Source organism: Glycocaulis albus, assembly GCF_014639075.1.
Classification (GTDB): domain Bacteria; phylum Pseudomonadota; class Alphaproteobacteria; order Caulobacterales; family Maricaulaceae; genus Glycocaulis; species Glycocaulis albus.
The window spans coordinates 193,066-207,951 of sequence record NZ_BMFS01000003.1 but is presented as its reverse complement, the minus strand read 5'-3'; the positions used below and the strand labels follow the sequence as shown (position 1 = coordinate 207,951).

10 protein-coding genes are annotated in these 14,886 nt (G+C 64.2%); 3 read left to right on the top strand and 7 right to left on the bottom strand.

The window, feature by feature from the left end; translation table 11 throughout:
- Nucleotides 1–2 precede the first annotated feature (2 nt).
- A complete protein-coding gene (gene pheT, locus IEV75_RS04940) occupies nucleotides 3–2,396 on the top strand; it encodes a phenylalanine--tRNA ligase subunit beta (protein WP_188451438.1) in 2,394 nt (797 codons plus the stop codon).
- Nucleotides 2,397–3,734, top strand: a complete 1,338-nt coding sequence (locus tag IEV75_RS04935) for an MFS transporter (protein WP_188451437.1) — start codon at nucleotides 2,397–2,399, stop codon at nucleotides 3,732–3,734.
- On the opposite strand, the gene IEV75_RS04930 is transcribed toward IEV75_RS04935, so the two are convergent.
- Together IEV75_RS04930 and IEV75_RS04925 are read right to left on the bottom strand one after the other, a co-directional pair.
- Nucleotides 3,731–4,384, bottom strand: a complete 654-nt coding sequence (locus IEV75_RS04930; RefSeq protein WP_233351751.1) for a DUF1134 domain-containing protein — start codon at nucleotides 4,382–4,384, stop codon at nucleotides 3,731–3,733. The genes IEV75_RS04935 and IEV75_RS04930 overlap by 4 nt on opposite strands.
- Nucleotides 4,385–4,537: 153 nt before the next feature.
- Nucleotides 4,538–4,999 (bottom strand): BLUF domain-containing protein, encoded by a 462-nt coding sequence (locus IEV75_RS04925; RefSeq protein ID WP_188451436.1) that lies wholly within the window; start codon nucleotides 4,997–4,999, stop codon nucleotides 4,538–4,540.
- A 149-nt stretch (nucleotides 5,000–5,148) separates the two neighbouring features.
- Here IEV75_RS04925 and lepA point away from each other — a divergent pair, with 149 nt between their 5' ends.
- Nucleotides 5,149–6,957 carry a translation elongation factor 4 gene (lepA, locus tag IEV75_RS04920; RefSeq protein ID WP_188451435.1) on the top strand — a complete coding sequence of 603 codons (1,809 nt, stop codon included), beginning with the start codon at nucleotides 5,149–5,151 and terminating at the stop codon, nucleotides 6,955–6,957.
- 365 nt (nucleotides 6,958–7,322) lie between these two features.
- On the opposite strand, the gene IEV75_RS04915 is transcribed toward lepA, so the two are convergent.
- The 5 genes from IEV75_RS04915 to IEV75_RS04895 form a co-directional block, all read right to left on the bottom strand.
- A complete protein-coding gene (locus IEV75_RS04915; protein ID WP_217979801.1) occupies nucleotides 7,323–8,291 on the bottom strand; it encodes a protein NO VEIN domain-containing protein in 969 nt (322 codons plus the stop codon).
- Between the two features lie 125 nt (nucleotides 8,292–8,416).
- Nucleotides 8,417–9,091, bottom strand: a complete 675-nt coding sequence (locus IEV75_RS04910; RefSeq protein WP_188451434.1) for a copper chaperone PCu(A)C — start codon at nucleotides 9,089–9,091, stop codon at nucleotides 8,417–8,419.
- A gap of 178 nt (nucleotides 9,092–9,269) precedes the next feature.
- Nucleotides 9,270–10,307: a tryptophan--tRNA ligase gene (trpS, locus tag IEV75_RS04905; RefSeq protein ID WP_188451433.1), complete on the bottom strand. Its 1,038-nt coding sequence runs from the start codon at nucleotides 10,305–10,307 to the stop codon at nucleotides 9,270–9,272.
- A 104-nt stretch (nucleotides 10,308–10,411) separates the two neighbouring features.
- The gene (murJ, locus tag IEV75_RS04900) at nucleotides 10,412–12,013 is read right to left on the bottom strand and encodes a murein biosynthesis integral membrane protein MurJ (protein ID WP_188451432.1); all 1,602 of its coding nucleotides are present in this window, start codon (nucleotides 12,011–12,013) and stop codon (nucleotides 10,412–10,414) included.
- A 4-nt stretch (nucleotides 12,014–12,017) separates the two neighbouring features.
- Nucleotides 12,018–14,840 carry a [protein-PII] uridylyltransferase gene (locus tag IEV75_RS04895; protein WP_188451431.1) on the bottom strand — a complete coding sequence of 941 codons (2,823 nt, stop codon included), beginning with the start codon at nucleotides 14,838–14,840 and terminating at the stop codon, nucleotides 12,018–12,020.
- Between the last annotated feature and the right edge of the window lie 46 nt (nucleotides 14,841–14,886).

The following is a 14,886-nucleotide window of genomic DNA, read 5'->3' as shown; positions in this document are numbered from 1 at the left end:
TCATGAAATTCACCCTTTCCTGGCTCAAGGAACATCTTGAGACGAACAAGAGCCTTGCCGAGATCGCTGACGCGATGACGATGGCGGGTCTCGAGATCGAGCATATCGACAATCCGGCTGACAGGCTGGCTGCGTTCACGGTCGCCCATGTGAAAGCCGCCGAACCGCACCCGGACGCGGACAAGCTGCGCGTCTGCACGGTGGAAACGGTCGACGGCGTCAAGCAGATCGTCTGCGGCGCGCCCAATGCCCGCGCCGGCATGACCGCGATCTATGCGCCGCTGGGCGCGTATATTCCCGGGCTCGATTTCGCGCTCGATGCCAAGCCACGAAAGATACGCGGCGTGGAAAGCCATGGCATGCTCTGCTCCACCAAGGAGCTGGAAGCCGGCGAGGACCATGACGGCATTGCCGATCTGAAAGGCGACTGGGCCGTCGGCACACCGGCCGCCGAGGCGCTGGGCTTCAATGATCCTGTCATCGACTTTGAAGTGACGCCGAACCGGCCCGACTGGCTGGGCGTGCACGGTATTGCCCGCGATCTAGCCGCGGCCGGTGTGGGCACATTCAAGGACGCCGCCATCGAGCCGGTGAAAGGCAGTTTTCCCTGCCCGGTGACAATCGAAACGGCCTGGCCGGAAGCCTGCCCCGTGTTTGCGGGCCGGGTGGTCAAGGGTGTGAAGAATGGTCCGTCGCCGGAATGGCTGCAAAAGCGCCTGAAAGCCATCGGCCTTCGTCCCATCAACACGCTGGCCGATATCACCAATCTGATCTCGGTGGAGCGGGCGCGGCCGCTTCACGTCTATGATCTTGCCAAGATCGGCACGACCATTCGTGCGCGTATGGGGCATGGCGAGGCAGACCGGTTCGAGGCGCTGGATGGCCGGGAGTATGACCCGCAGTCCCACCATTGCGTGATCGCCGATGATACCAGGTGTCTCGGCCTTGGCGGCATCATGGGCGGCGAGTATTCCGGCTGCTCGGGCACTACCGTTGATGTGTTCATCGAAAGCGCGTGGTTCGATCCGTCCAATATACGAACGACCGGTCGTGAAACGGGTATTGTCTCCGATGCGCGTTATCGCTTCGAGCGCGGCGTGGATACGGGCTCGGTCCTGCCGGGTCTGGAACTGGCCACCCGCCTGATCCTGGAGCTGTGCGGCGGGGAGGCGTCTGACGTCTATGTGGCTGGAGAAGTGCCTGCCGACCCGGCGCCGATCCAGTTCGATCCAGTGCGTGTCGGCCGCCTGACCGGTCTCGACATGTCGCATGACCGTATTGCGGGCATCCTCACCGCTCTGGGCTTTGGCGTGGACCGGTCAGCGCCGGTCTGGACGGTCAGCGTGCCAAGCTGGCGGCGCGACTGCACGCAAGGCGCCGATCTCATCGAGGAAGTGGCCCGTATCGAGGGCTATGACCGCCTGCCTGCCACCAGCCTGAAGCGCCCGGCCGGACGCTTCGAGGCGCCTGCAACGCCGATGCAGAACCGGGTGCGCGCCGCGCGCCGCGCCGCCGCAAACCGGGGCTATCAGGAAGCTGTCACCTGGTCCTTCTGCCATGAGGACGAGGCGGCACTGTTCGGCGGGCATGGCGCGGGGCTGAAGCTGGCAAATCCGATCTCGTCCGAGCTCAATGTGATGCGCCCGTCAGCGCTCATTCACCTGCTGACAGCTCTGCAGAAAAGTCTCGACAAGGGGCTTGAGGATCCGCGCTATTTTGAAGCCGGACCGATATATCTCGATGACTCCCCCACAGGCCAACGAACGGTCGTTTCTATTGTTCGCCAGACCGTCACGCCGCGCGACTGGACGGGCGGAGGCCAGCCGGACGTGTTTGATGCCAAGGCCGATGCGCTGGCCCTTCTTGAAGCGACCGGCGCGCCGGTGGCCAATCTGCAGGCAGCGCCGGAGGCACGCAGCTGGTGGCACCCCGGAAGGTCGGGCGTCTTGCGGCTGGGCCCGAAAAATGTCCTCGCGGAGTTTGGCGAAATCCATCCCGGCGTGCTGAAGAGCCTGGGCGTCGAAGGCCGCGTACTCGCAGCGGAAATCTTCCTGGATGCCATTCCCGCGTCGAAGGCGAAGGCGCTCAAATCCCGCCCGGCGTTGGCCATGAGCGACCTGATGCCCGTGCGGCGCGATTTCGCCTTCCTGGTGCCGGAGGAGGCCGCAGCAGGCGATCTCCTGCGCGCGCTGGCCGGGGCCGACAAACAGCTTATATCCGATGTCGCACTCTTTGATCGCTATGCGGGCAAGGGCGTGCCAGAGGGCCATGTCTCGCTGGCGGTGGAGGTCACGCTCCAGCCGTCTGACAAGACCCTCACCGACGCAGAAATCGAAGCGGTGTCCAGCCGCATAGTCGCGGCGGCAGAGAAGCAGGGCGCAAGGCTGAGGGGCTGATTGGACCAGGCAGGAGACATTGCCGACAAGGCCGCTCGGCCCGTCTATGCCCTCCTCCGCGATGAGGATGAGGGCCGGATGTGCGCTGACATCCCCGACAAGGCCTGCGCGCACCAGCCGCGCAATTTCGTCCTTTCGGCCCTGGTCCTGTCCCTGACCAAGACCGGCGACCGGCTTATGGACCCCAAGATCGTGCTCGCCTGGATGGTGACCGCTCTGGGTGCGCCTGCCGTGATCGTCGGCCTTCTCTCGCCGGTGCGCGAGGCTCTGGCTCTGCTACCCCAGCTCTTCATCGCCCGCATCATCCGCCAGCGGCCGCGCCGCAAATTCTTCTGGTCTCTGGGCTCTGCCGGGCAGGCCGCTGCCCTTGTGCTGATGGCGCTGTGCGCGCTGACACTGGAAGGCTGGCCGCTCGGCCTTGGCGTGCTGGTAACGCTCGCCCTGTTTGCGCTCAGCCGGGGCGTCTCCTCGGTGTCCTACAAGGATGTGCTGGGCAAGACGGTTTCAAAAGCCCGGCGCGGCGCGGTGGCCGGGTACGGTGCCAGCCTCGGCGGTGCCGCTGCCAGCGGGCTGGGCGTCTGGCTGATGATCATGGAAGCCAATGGCAGCGAGCCGGGCGCACTGTTCTTTGCCGGCTTGCTGGGCGTGGCTGCCGGGTTGTGGTTGCTGGCGGCGGGCCTTTATCTCCTGCTCGCCGAAGCGCCGGGCTCGACCGATGGCGGCGTCAACGCGTTCGACGCGGTAAGGGAGCAACTCGGCCTTGTCTGGCGGGAGCCGGATTTGCGTAATTTCCTCCTTGTCCGTGCGCTTCTGATATCCACTGCGCTCGCCACGCCCTTCTACGTTGCCATTGCACAGGAACAGTCCGGCGCGGATCTGTCAGGCCTTGGCGGCTTTCTGCTGGCCGGTGCGCTGGCCAGCGCATTGGGCGGCTGGGTCTGGGGCCGGGCCGCAGACGCGTCCAGCCGGCTGGTCATGGCCGGTGCAGGCCTGCTGGCGGCTCTTGTCGCGGGGTGCGTCCTGGCCGCCTTGCTCCTTGGCCTGCCGCTGGCGGAGATGGCGGTATTCTATGCCGGCGCCGTGTTCCTGCTATCGCTCGCCCATGAGGGCGTGCGTCTGGGCCGGTCCACCTATCTGGTTGATCTGGCAAGCGAGGAAACGCGCGCGCACTACACGGCCGTATCCAACACGGTAATTGGCGTCCTGCTGCTGATCATGGGGGCGGCATCCGGCACCGCATTCAGTTTCGGTGCCGGATATGCGCTGGGGTTTCTGGGGCTATGCAGCCTGGCAGCCGTAATTCTGGCTGTCAGTCTGAAACCCGTCTCCGGCCGCTAGAAGGGCAGGATATTGCGGCGCCGCGAATAGGCCAGATAGCCGACATTGGCGCCTGCGCGGAAGCCGACGCCGGACCGGATCGGGGCCAAGGTGATGTAATCGGCCCGCTGATAGTTCACCCCAAGGCCGGCGATGAAATAGGCGGTGCCTTCAACGCCTGGAAAGCGCTGATAGATGCGGTCGGGATCTTCAAGATCATAGATCAGGGTGAAGACCCGGCTCGCATTGCCGCCGGCATCAAACCCCACCGACGGACCCTGCCAGTAGACGCGTTGCGTGCCGGTGTCGCCGCGCAGCACCATGTCGCCCTGCCCGTAGCGCAGGCCGACACCGACCGCACCGGAGGCTTCCTCGCCAATGATATAGCCGACCGGCTCGCCCAGATCGGCGAAAATGCGCTCTACCAGCACCCCGGCAGCTTCAGCTGTCACGCCGAAGAAGTCTGACACCGCCTCGACTATTTCTGTGCTGTTATAGGTCTGGCGTTCGCCTGCGGCCTGCGCGCCCGGCTCGCCTGCATCCTGCTGTCCGGTCTGGGCTTGTGCATTGCCCGCGGGCGCAGTGGCGCACGCGCCCATGACAAGACTCAACGCTGCAGCGATGGCGGCAAGCCGCGCCGGGCGGCTGGAAATCGTGGAAAGGCGCATCATGGCAATCTCCGTGAAGGACAGGCAGGGCCGGAAGCGGGCCTGCCACCTGTCAGCCCCGCAACCATCCATGCTGCGCCCCGGTTAAGGCGTGATTAAGGACAGATGACGGGCCAGGTCTGGAGAAACAATACGTGAGCTGCCCGGTTCGTTCCGCTACTGCGCGGGCTGAACGTCCTCGCCAGCCGGCGGGCGCACATCGAAGGCGGACATGGTGTTGAAGCTGACCAGCAGCATGTGCAGATCGGTCGGCAGCTCCTCGGGCAGGTAGGCCTTGAGCGCATCCGTGGTCAGCGCGAACGCGCCTGCCCCGCTCCCCGAACCGGTTCGGGCATAGGCCATCGCCCAGTCGCCAAACACCCGTGCATCTGTCTCGCCGGACATGACACGGACCACGCCGGTATGGCGCCCGTCATTGCAGATGGAGGCGAATATGCGCTCCACACTTTCCGCTGGTCCTTCCAGCAGCTGCATGAAGTTGAAACCGTTGAACACCAGCAGTCCGGTAATGTTTTCGGCCGCATTACGCGTGCGTGCCGTCTCCAGAATGCTGTCGAGATCAGCCAGCATCAGGTCCGGGTGGGCCGTGCTGATATAAACAAGGCGTGAAATATTCATGTATGTCCTTATCGGGTCGGCTTGCGCCGCCCCCTGTCACACCCGATCCCGGCAACAGATAAGCCTTAAATCGTGACGATTTAAAGTCCCGCCTGCTGCGCCGCCTAATACGCTTGGCGCAAGGCCCCGGCAGTGCTACTTCCCCGCCCATGAGCACCAATCCCGCCAACATCCGCAATTTCTCCATCGTGGCGCATATCGACCACGGCAAATCGACCCTGGCCGACCGCCTGATTCAGGTGACAGGCGGGCTGACGGAACGCGAGATGAAGGAGCAGGTGCTCGACAATATGGAGCTTGAGCGCGAGCGCGGCATCACCATCAAGGCGCAGACCGTGCGCCTGGATTATACCGCCCGCAACGGCGAAAAATACGTCCTGAACCTGATCGATACGCCAGGCCATGTGGACTTCGCGTATGAGGTTTCGCGCTCCCTTTCGGCATGCGAAGGCGCGCTGCTGGTTGTGGACGCCGCCCAGGGCGTCGAGGCCCAGACGCTGGCCAATGTCTATGCGGCGATCGAGGTCGATCTGGAAATCGTGCCGGTCCTCAACAAGATCGACCTGCCGGCCGCCGAACCCGACCGGGTGCGCGCCCAGATCGAGGATGTGATCGGCATCGAGGCGCATGATGCGCTGGAAATCTCCGCCAAGACCGGCCTTGGCATTGAGGACGTGCTCGAAGCCATCGTTCACCGCCTGCCCGCGCCGCCGGCGGGCGATCCGGACGCGCCGCTGAAGGCGCTGCTGGTCGACAGCTGGTATGATGCCTATCTCGGCGTGATCTGCCTTGTGCGCATCCATGAGGGCACGCTGAAGAAAGGCATGCGCGTGCGCCTCATGGGCACCGGCGCGAACTACAATGTGGACGGCGTGGGCGTGTTCCGCCCCACCAAGATCAATGTGGACTCGCTGGGCCCCGGCGAAATCGGCTTCCTGAACGCCTCGATCAAGCAGGTGCGCGATGCGCGCGTCGGTGACACCATCACCGAGGAAAAGCGCCCCACCTCCTCCATGCTGCCGGGCTTCAAGCCGGCCATTCCGGTTGTTTTCTGCGGCCTTTTCCCCGTCGATGCCAATGATTTCGAGGATTTGCGCGACGCGGTGGAGCGTCTGGCGCTCAATGACGCCTCGTTCAGCTTCGAGATGGAGACCAGCGCCGCGCTGGGCTTTGGCTTCCGCTGCGGCTTCCTGGGGCTCCTTCACCTCGAGGTCATCCGCGAGCGGCTGGAGCGCGAGTATGATGTAGACCTCATCACTACCGCACCGTCCGTGATCTACAAGATCAAGATGACTGATGGCGAGGTGATCGACCTGCACAACCCGGCCGACATGCCCGATCCGGTCCGCATAGACACCATCGCCGAGCCGTGGATCAAGGCGACCATCCTCGTGCCGGATGAATATCTGGGCGGCGTCCTGAAGCTGTGTGAGGACCGGCGCGGCATCCAGAAGGAGCTCACCTATGCCGGCAGCCGCGCCATGCTGGTCTATGAGCTGCCCTTGAACGAGGTGGTATTCGATTTCTATGACCGGCTGAAATCCGTCACCAAGGGCTATGCCAGCTTCGACTACCAGTTCATCGAGCACCGCGAGGGCGATCTGGTAAAAATGTCGATCCTCGTCAATGAGGAGCCGGTCGACGCGCTCTCCATGATCGTGCACCGCGCGCGCGCCGAAATGCGCGGGCGTGGCATGTGCGAGAAGCTCAAAGACCTCATCCCCCGGCACATGTTCAAAATCCCGATCCAGGCGGCCATTGGCGGGCGCGTGATTGCGCGCGAGACCCTCTCGGCGCTTCGCAAGGACGTGACGGCCAAATGCTATGGCGGCGACGCCAGCCGCAAGCGCAAGCTTCTCGACAAGCAGAAAGCCGGCAAGAAGAAGATGCGCCAGTTCGGCCGGGTCGAAATCCCGCAGGAAGCCTTCATCGCCGCGCTGAAGATGGATGGGGATTAGGAATTGCCGCGAGAGGCTTTCATAAAATTCGCCTCATCGGACCCACTGTGCCCGTATATTCATCAAACCAATGAAGGTCGTACTTATAGGCGTAGAATTGCACGAATTCGTGCGGCATTTCGAAAGCTGCGAAGTATCGCTCAAGGTCATCCGATTCGAGTCCCGCATCATGGAAATCGATCAGATAGTCTCGAAGTAGGCACTGGTTAGCTGCGTTCAGCCAGCCACGGAATCTCTCGCGATCAGAGTGCATTGATCTTGTAACCTCGAACGTCGCTCGCTGAGGGAAAATAGTAAAAACTCTAAAACGCAACTGCAACGCGAAACGCAATGCCCTACGGCTATGTTCCATAAAGGGTCAATTTCTAACCTACCGACGCCCGCCACGCTTCCGGCTCCAGCGTGAGGTTAGAGTCGAGTGGCGGCTTCACGCGAAACAAGCGTGGCGCCTGAGCAACCTCGTAGAGCCGGCAGAGCCGGAAGCTATCCGGTCTTTCCTCAGCCAGTGAAACCTCATTGCGCGTGAGGAAGAAGGGCGTCGTGCGCGGCCCGCGCGTTGTTTTTACTTCCAGCAAGCGATCTTCGCCGCGTGCGTTAAAGGAATGGATGTCGTAGCCAGCGCCATCACCATCCTCCTGCGACACCCAGCGCACCTTTCTAGCGAGATCTGGACGGTCGAGCTTCTCCAGCCTGCGGCGTTCGAAGTCGACCAACATGGATTCGCCAGCAAGGCCGAGCTGGCGGTTGCGGAAGTCTCGTGTAACAGGATCGAACTTGCGCACGAGACGCTCAAGGCCCGGTGGACGCGGCGCTCTCGGCGCGCCGGGTACTGGCGGGCTGTCGTCGATGACAATCGTCTGCGGTTCAGGCCTCGCGAAAGTTTTGGCATCTTCCGGGGAGCGTCTCGGCGGGAAGGACTCTTCGTGCACAAACATCGCCGACGCTTCATGCATTCCGAAAAGTCCGGCTTCTTCGGGTACGTGGGAGGCGGTGTGCACGAGGCCCACTCCCACCCCGCCCCAATCCAAAACTTCGGGGTGAGCGGTGACATAGCGGTCCACCGCATCAAAAATCGCGTTCTGATAATTCCGCTTCGGGCGGTAGCCGCGGATGGTCGGCATGCCGAGTTCGCCTAGAACCGCCGAGATGTTCATATGTTTAAACTCGACGGAGCGATGGGTCCGACCGATAGCCTCCATCAGGGCCTTGGCATGATGCGACTTAACGTAGGGTTGCCCCGATAGCTCTGCTGCGAGCATGAGGAAATAGTCGCCGATTATGGCGTCGAGCTCTGCATCGCTCCAATTCGTTCCGACTTGCGTCTGATCGGCCACTCACTCCCCCGCGACATCTGGTAGTGTCTCGCTACGTTTCTAGCGAAAGGCAGTGGCGGAGAACAGGCCCACACAAAAACGCCGCCGGATGATCTCCGGCGGCGTTATGCGTTCAGCTGGCGTGTCTACTCGCCTGCGTCTTCTTCCGGTGCGGGTTCGTGATAATCGCCGCCATGATGCGCGTCTTCGGATGCATCGCCATGATCCATCCCGGCGTGCGGATCGGCGGTTCCGGCATCTTCCTCCGGGGCAAACGCGCTCAGGGGCAGGCGCACCGTGCTGGTGGCGCCACTGGCAAATTCCAGCGTCAGTTCCGCCTCGCCATCAAGAGAGGCGGTATCGACGCCAAACAGCATGAGATGATCTCCGCCCGGAGCCAGCGAGACGTCCGTGCCGGCCGGCAGGTCGACAGCCTCGACCTGGCGCATGCGCATCACCTCGCCATCATCCTCCATGGTGTGAATTTCAATGCGCGCGGCTATGGGCGAGCTCGCGCCGACAAGCTGGTCGTCCTCCGCGCCCGCGCGCAAGGTGAGATAACCGGCGGTTACGTCGCGCCCGCCCGGCGGGGTGCGCACCCAGCCGGTCAGGACTTCAGGCGCAATGATTTCAGGCGCCGCGGCGCTGTCGTTGCTGGCCGGTGCCGTTTCCTGCTGGACGGGCGCGCCCTCCGGCGCAGCCTCATCACCGGCAGGCGTCACGGAGTCGCCGCAGGCGGCCAGAAGAAGGGCGCTTGCCGAGACAGCGCCTGCAAGGAAATGGGCGTGGGAGAAGGTGGTGCGGGGGGCAGGGCGGGTCATGGACATTCCGTTCAACAGGGCCTCTGGCGGAGCAATCATCATCGGGCGCGTGTGAACGCTGCCCGGGGGCCATTTTGTGAACGCTCCGCGATAGCTCACCAGCCCCTGACGCCAAGAAGTGGTCCGCGCCGGGCCAATACGCAAGCTCTGCCGGTAAATTTTCACGCCATGGCGGCGATCAGCCGCGCCAGTAGCCCACCAGGTCGCGCGCTTCGGCAATGACAGGCTCTGCCACAGAGCGCGCCTTTTCCGCTCCGGCGGCAAGGATACGGTCAATCTCGGCCCGATCGGAGAGGAGGCGCGCATAGGTGTCCGCGATGGGAGCAAGATACTCCACCGCCACTTCGGCCAGGCGCGGCTTGAACACGCCAAATCCCTGCCCGGCAAATTCATCCAGAACGCTCTGGCTGGTCTTGCCGGTCAGGGCCGCATAGATGCCGACCAGATTCCTCGCTTCCGGACGGCCCTCCAGCTCCTTGATGCTGGCGGGCAGGGCGTCCGCGTCGGTCTTGGCCTTCCTGATCTTGCGGGCGATCGTGTCGGCATCGTCCGCCAGGTTGATGCGGGCATTGTCGCTGGGATCGGATTTGGACATTTTCGCCGTGCCGTCTTTCAGCGACATGATGCGCGCGCCATCGGGCATGATGACGGGTTCAGGCAGCGGGAACACCGCCTCGCCCTTGCCGAAATCACGGTTGAAGCGCGCGGCGATGTCGCGCGACAGCTCCAGATGCTGCTTCTGGTCCTCGCCGACCGGCACATGGGTCGCCTTGTAGACGAGGATGTCGGCCGCCTGCAGGACAGGATAGGTGAAAAGGCCGACGCTCGCGCGCTCGGCATCCTTGCCCGCCTTGTCCTTGAACTGGGTCATGCGCTCCAGCCAGCCCAGGCGTGCTACGCAGTTGAATATCCAGGCGAGCTCCGCATGTTCGCGCACCGATGACTGGGCAAAGACCGCGCTGCGGGCCGGGTCCACGCCTGCGGCGAGATAGGCCGCCGCCACATTGCGCACGGCATCGGGCAGCGCGGCCGGATCGTGCGGCATGGTCATGGCGTGCATGTCCACCACGCAATAGAAGCACGGCACACCGCGCTCCTGCAGCGCCACCCAGTTTTTCAGCGCCCCGAGATAATTGCCAAGATGCAGCGCGCCCGTCGGCTGCATGCCGGACAGGATGCGCTCAGGGCCTTTGTAATCGGTCGGGGTGTCGCTCATGGGCTGGATACTCGAATGACGGGAACAACAGGGCGCGGGAAATGACCCGCAAGGGCGCCGGTTTAGCGGCGCCTGCGGCAAGGCTCAAGCGCGCCGCGCGCCTGTCAGGGATTATCCTCGCCTGCGGGCAGGGATTTGGTGGCCCGCTGTGGCTTCAGTGCCTCTGCAAATTCGGAAGGCCGCACTGCGCCAAGGGCCAGGCAGGCAGCCCCGAACAGGCCCGCGCCCAGCCCGGCGACCAGCAAGAGCGTGATCAGCGTGTGGAAGCTCGCCCCCAGCATGGGAAAAAGGCCTGCCACGCCCTGTGGCAGGACCCGCGCCAGCACCCAGACCGCTGCCGCCATGATGAGCGAGGCCAGCAGCAGCTTTGGCACGGTTCGGACAAGGCGGGCGTCAATGACCAGAAGCCCGCGTGCGCGCAGCGTGACGGCTAGCAGGCCCGCATTCACCCATCCGGCAAGGCTGGAGGCGATGGCCAGCCCGACAAAACCCAGCCCGCCGAAGAACAATGTGATCGCAAACACGAAATTCACCGCCACGGCCGCGAGCGCAAAGCGCATCGGGGTTTTTGTGTCCTCACGGGCGAAAAAGCCCGGCGCCAATACCTTCACCAGCACAAAGGCGGGCAGGCCGAGACCTGCGATCGCCAGCGCGATGGCGGTATTGGATGTATCCAGCGTGGTAAACTGGCCACGCTGGTAAAGCCCGGCCGTTATCAGCTCGGGGATCGCCAGAAAGGCGAAGGATGCCGGAAGGGTAAGGGCCAGAGCAATCTCGATCGACCGGTTCATGGCGAAATGCCCGCCCGCCTCGTCACCCGAACGTACGCGCCGCGTCAGATTGGGCAGGAGCGCGATGCCCATCGCGATACCGATCATGCCCAGCGGAAGCTGATAGAGCCGCTCGGCATAGTTCAGCCAGGAACGCGCTCCCTCTTCCAGCGTGGCGATGGAAGAGGTGACGACGACATTGACCTGCATGGCGCTGGCGGCCAGCGCGCCAGGTATGCCAAGCGCAATCAGGCGCTTCACGCGCGGGGTCAGCTTGGGCGGCAGGAGGCGTAAGCGCAGCTTTGCACGCATCGCTGCCGTCCACAGCAGGGCCACCTGCAGCACACCCGACGCCGTCACCGAGAAGGCCAGCCAGATGACCAGCTCTTCGGGCGGACCCAGATCGAACAGCAGAACGCCTATCATGGCGATGTTGAGCAGGACCGGCGCCCCGGCAGCCGCTGCGAACCGGCCGTTACTGTTCAGCCCGCCGGAAATGAGCGCTGTCACCACCATGGCCAGGAGGTATGGCATCATGATCTGCAACAGCAGGACGGCCAGCATCATGCCGTCGGGATCACCTATCCGCCCGGGAAAGAAGACATAGGCCAGCCACGGCGCAAACACCTGGAAGGCGATCACGAGAAGGGCGGTAAACGTCGCCATGAAGGACAGGGCCTCGGAAGCAAACCGGTCGGCCTCCGCCCGGTCCTTGTCCTCAAGCTCGCGGGCATAAAGCGGCACGAAGGCCGCATTGAATGCCCCTTCGGCCAGGACACGCCGGAACGTGTTGGGAATGGTCATGGCCTGGAAGAAGGTATCGGCAACCGGCCCGGCACCCAGCCTGGCGGCGGTGAGAATCTCGCGCGCCAGTCCGGCGATGCGGCTCACCAGCGTGAGAATGCTGATAACCCCCAGATTGCGCAACAGCCGCATCGTGTCAGCGTCCCGCGCTGGCTTCGGCGCGCAGGCGTGACGGTGCCCCGCTGGCCCCGGCTTCGCCCGATCCGAGCTCGGCCATCATCGCGCTGACGAGCGCCTTTTCCTTTTCGGGATCGCTTATCTTGCGCCCCTGTTCGGTCACGTAGAACACATCCACCGCCCGTTCGCCGTAACCATCAATGCGGGCGGCCTGTATGGAAAACCCCAGATCTGTGACCGCACGCGCAAGATCGTGCAGAAGGCCCGGCCGGTCACGGCCCGACGCCTCTATCACCAGTGCGCCGTCGGCTGCCTGACCTTCCAGCTTGACGTAAGGGCTGACGGTGAAAGCCGCCTCGCGCCGCGCCACGCGCCGTGCCGGAATGACGATTTCGCCCCCGAGCCCGGTGCGCGCAGCCTCCTCCACGCTTGCCCGCAGACGGTCGAGCGCTGGCAGGTCCGACCAGCCATAAGGCTTGCCGCCCTGCTCCTGCACGTAGAATACGTCAAAGGCCGCGCCCCAGCTGGTCGTGGCCACCTGCGCGCCGACAACATTGGCTCCGGCCAGGGCGAGTGCGCCGGCGATGTCGGCAAACAGTCCGTCCCGGTCGGGCGCCAGTATCAGCACTTCGGCCGCCGAGCGGCGCTTGTCCACCCGCACCCCGCAAGCTACCTCGCGTCCACGGCTTTCTGCCGAGCGGACAAAGGCGGCGTGGCGCAGGCGGTCGCTTTCGGCAAAGGACAGCCAGTAACTGTCATCCAGGCTGGCGATCCAGCGCTGGCCGAAACCGGGATCGATCCGCTCCATCTCGTTACGGAACAGGGTGCGGGCCCGGTCGGCGCGCGCATGCAGGCGTGCCCGCGCCTCCTCCTCGTCAGCGCGCTCGCCGCCCGCCAGCACGGCGGCTGTGGCTTCATAGAGGTCGCGGATAAGCTGTGCCTTCCAGCCATTCCAGACACCCGGGCCCACAGCGCGGATGTCAACCACAGTGAGCACGGTCAGAAGGCGCAGGCGTTCCAGATTGGCCACGCGGCCGGCGAAATCGAGCACGGTGCGCGGATCGGAAAGATCGCGGCGCTGGGCTGCATCGCTCATCTCCAGATGATTGGCGATCAGCCAGGCCACCAGCTCTGTTTCCGCCTCCTCGATCCCAAGCCGCTCGCAGGCGCTGCGTGCCCGCTCGGCTCCCTCGATACACTGATCACCATTGCCCTTGCCGGTATCGTGGAGCAGCACGGCCAGATGCAGGGCGCGCCTGTGGGCGATTTCCGGGAAGATGCGGGTCGCCAGCGGGTGATCCGCGATCAGCTTGCCCTGCTCGATCTCACGTAGAAGGCCGAGCGCATTGAGCGTGTGCTCATCTACCGTGAAGCGGTGATACATGTTGAACTGGGTGCGCGCCACGATATCCCCGAACTCGGGGATGTAGGCGCCCAGAAGGCCGGCCTCGGTCATCGCACGCAGCGTCATGCGCGGATCGTCGGATTCCAGAAGGATGGCGAAGAAGCTGCGTGCCGCGCGCGTGTCCTGCCGCAGGCTTTCGTCCACAAGGCGCAGAGACCGCGAGACAAGGGCCACCGCATCCGGATGCAGGTCGAGATGGCGCGCGGCGGCCAGCTCGAACAGGGTCAGCATCAGGACCGGGTCTTCCTCCACGCGGGACGGGTCGGCAAAGGCCAGCCGTCCTGAACGGATCACGAAGCCGGCTTCCTCCAGGGCTGCATCGGCTTCCTGCACGCCGTCTGCGGGCATGAAGCGGCCAATCCCTGAAGGCGGGTCTTTCAGCTCATCGGCTTCCAGCTTGGCACAGACAAGGCGTGTCAGCGCGCCGACATCAATCGCACGCTTGAAATAGTCGCGCATGAAATCTTCAACGCCCAGCGTCTCCTCGCTGTCGGCATAGCCCATCAATGCGGAAATCTCCGGCTGGGTGTCGAAGGTGAGCCGGTCATCCTTGCGGCCATTGAGCGTGTGCAGGTGGAAGCGCACGGCCCAGTAGAAGTCTTCCGCGCGCAGATAGCGCTCCACATCCTTCACGGTCAGAAGGCCGCTCGCCACCCAGCGCTCCATGGCGTCATTGCCATAGAGCACTTGTGCCAGCCAGCGCAGGGTTTGCAGGTCGCGCAATGCGCCCTTGCCGTCCTTGATATTGGGCTCGACCGCATAGCGGCTATCGCCCTGCCGGTCGACGCGCGTATCGCGCTCGGACAGCTTGGCGGCGATGAAGGGGGCAATGGCCTCCTGAACCCGGTGGGCGCGGTCGAATTTCAGCCGCAGCGTGCTCACCAGGCGCTCATCGCCAGATACCCAGCGAAGATCCAGAAGCGCTGTGCGCTCCGAGACGTCATCGGCCGCCAGCGCCAGGGCTTCATCCACGGTGCGGATGGCGCCGCCGCCGATATTGAGCCCGCAATCCCACAGAACATAGAGCATGCGCTCCACGATCGCCTCGGCGCCCTCGCGTGGCGGCGTGCCGGTGAGGAAGAGCAGGTCGATATCCGATTGCGGGGCGAGCTCGCCTGCGCCCCACCCGCCCAGAGCGCACACGGCAAGGCCCGGCGCGGTGGCGCCCGCCTCGTCGAAATCGGTGGCAACCGAATCGAACAGGGCGCGGATGGCTGCATTCATCACGCCTGAAAGCGCACGCGCTGCCTCCAGCCCGCCGCCTCTGCCGTCCAGCTTGCTGGCGGCATGGGCGCGCCCGGCCGTTATGAATTTCTTCAGCCGGCCGATACCGGCCTGACGTGCGGCAGGCTGTTCCCATCCCTCACGGGTGGCAGCAGCCAGCTCCGCGCGCAGGCGCAGGCCGTCAAGTGAGGCGGGAAGGGCAGATAAGCGCATGGGGAGCGTCTTACGCTTTTCGGGAGCGTCCGTCAGCCATCCTTTT

Bases quoted from the DNA above. Each gene is read 5' to 3' on its own strand.
- lepA (WP_188451435.1), top strand. From the start codon at position 5,149: ATGAGCACCAATCCCGCCAACATCCGCAATTTCTCCATCGTGGCGCAT.
- pheT (WP_188451438.1), top strand. From the start codon at position 3: ATGAAATTCACCCTTTCCTGGCTCAAGGAACATCTTGAGACGAACAAG.
- IEV75_RS04925 (WP_188451436.1), bottom strand. From the start codon at position 4,999: ATGAATATTTCACGCCTTGTTTATATCAGCACGGCCCACCCGGACCTG.
- IEV75_RS04910 (WP_188451434.1), bottom strand. From the start codon at position 9,091: ATGACCCGCCCTGCCCCCCGCACCACCTTCTCCCACGCCCATTTCCTT.
- trpS (WP_188451433.1), bottom strand. From the start codon at position 10,307: ATGAGCGACACCCCGACCGATTACAAAGGCCCTGAGCGCATCCTGTCC.
- IEV75_RS04930 (WP_233351751.1), bottom strand. From the start codon at position 4,384: ATGATGCGCCTTTCCACGATTTCCAGCCGCCCGGCGCGGCTTGCCGCC.
- IEV75_RS04895 (WP_188451431.1), bottom strand. From the start codon at position 14,840: ATGCGCTTATCTGCCCTTCCCGCCTCACTTGACGGCCTGCGCCTGCGC.
- murJ (WP_188451432.1), bottom strand. From the start codon at position 12,013: ATGCGGCTGTTGCGCAATCTGGGGGTTATCAGCATTCTCACGCTGGTG.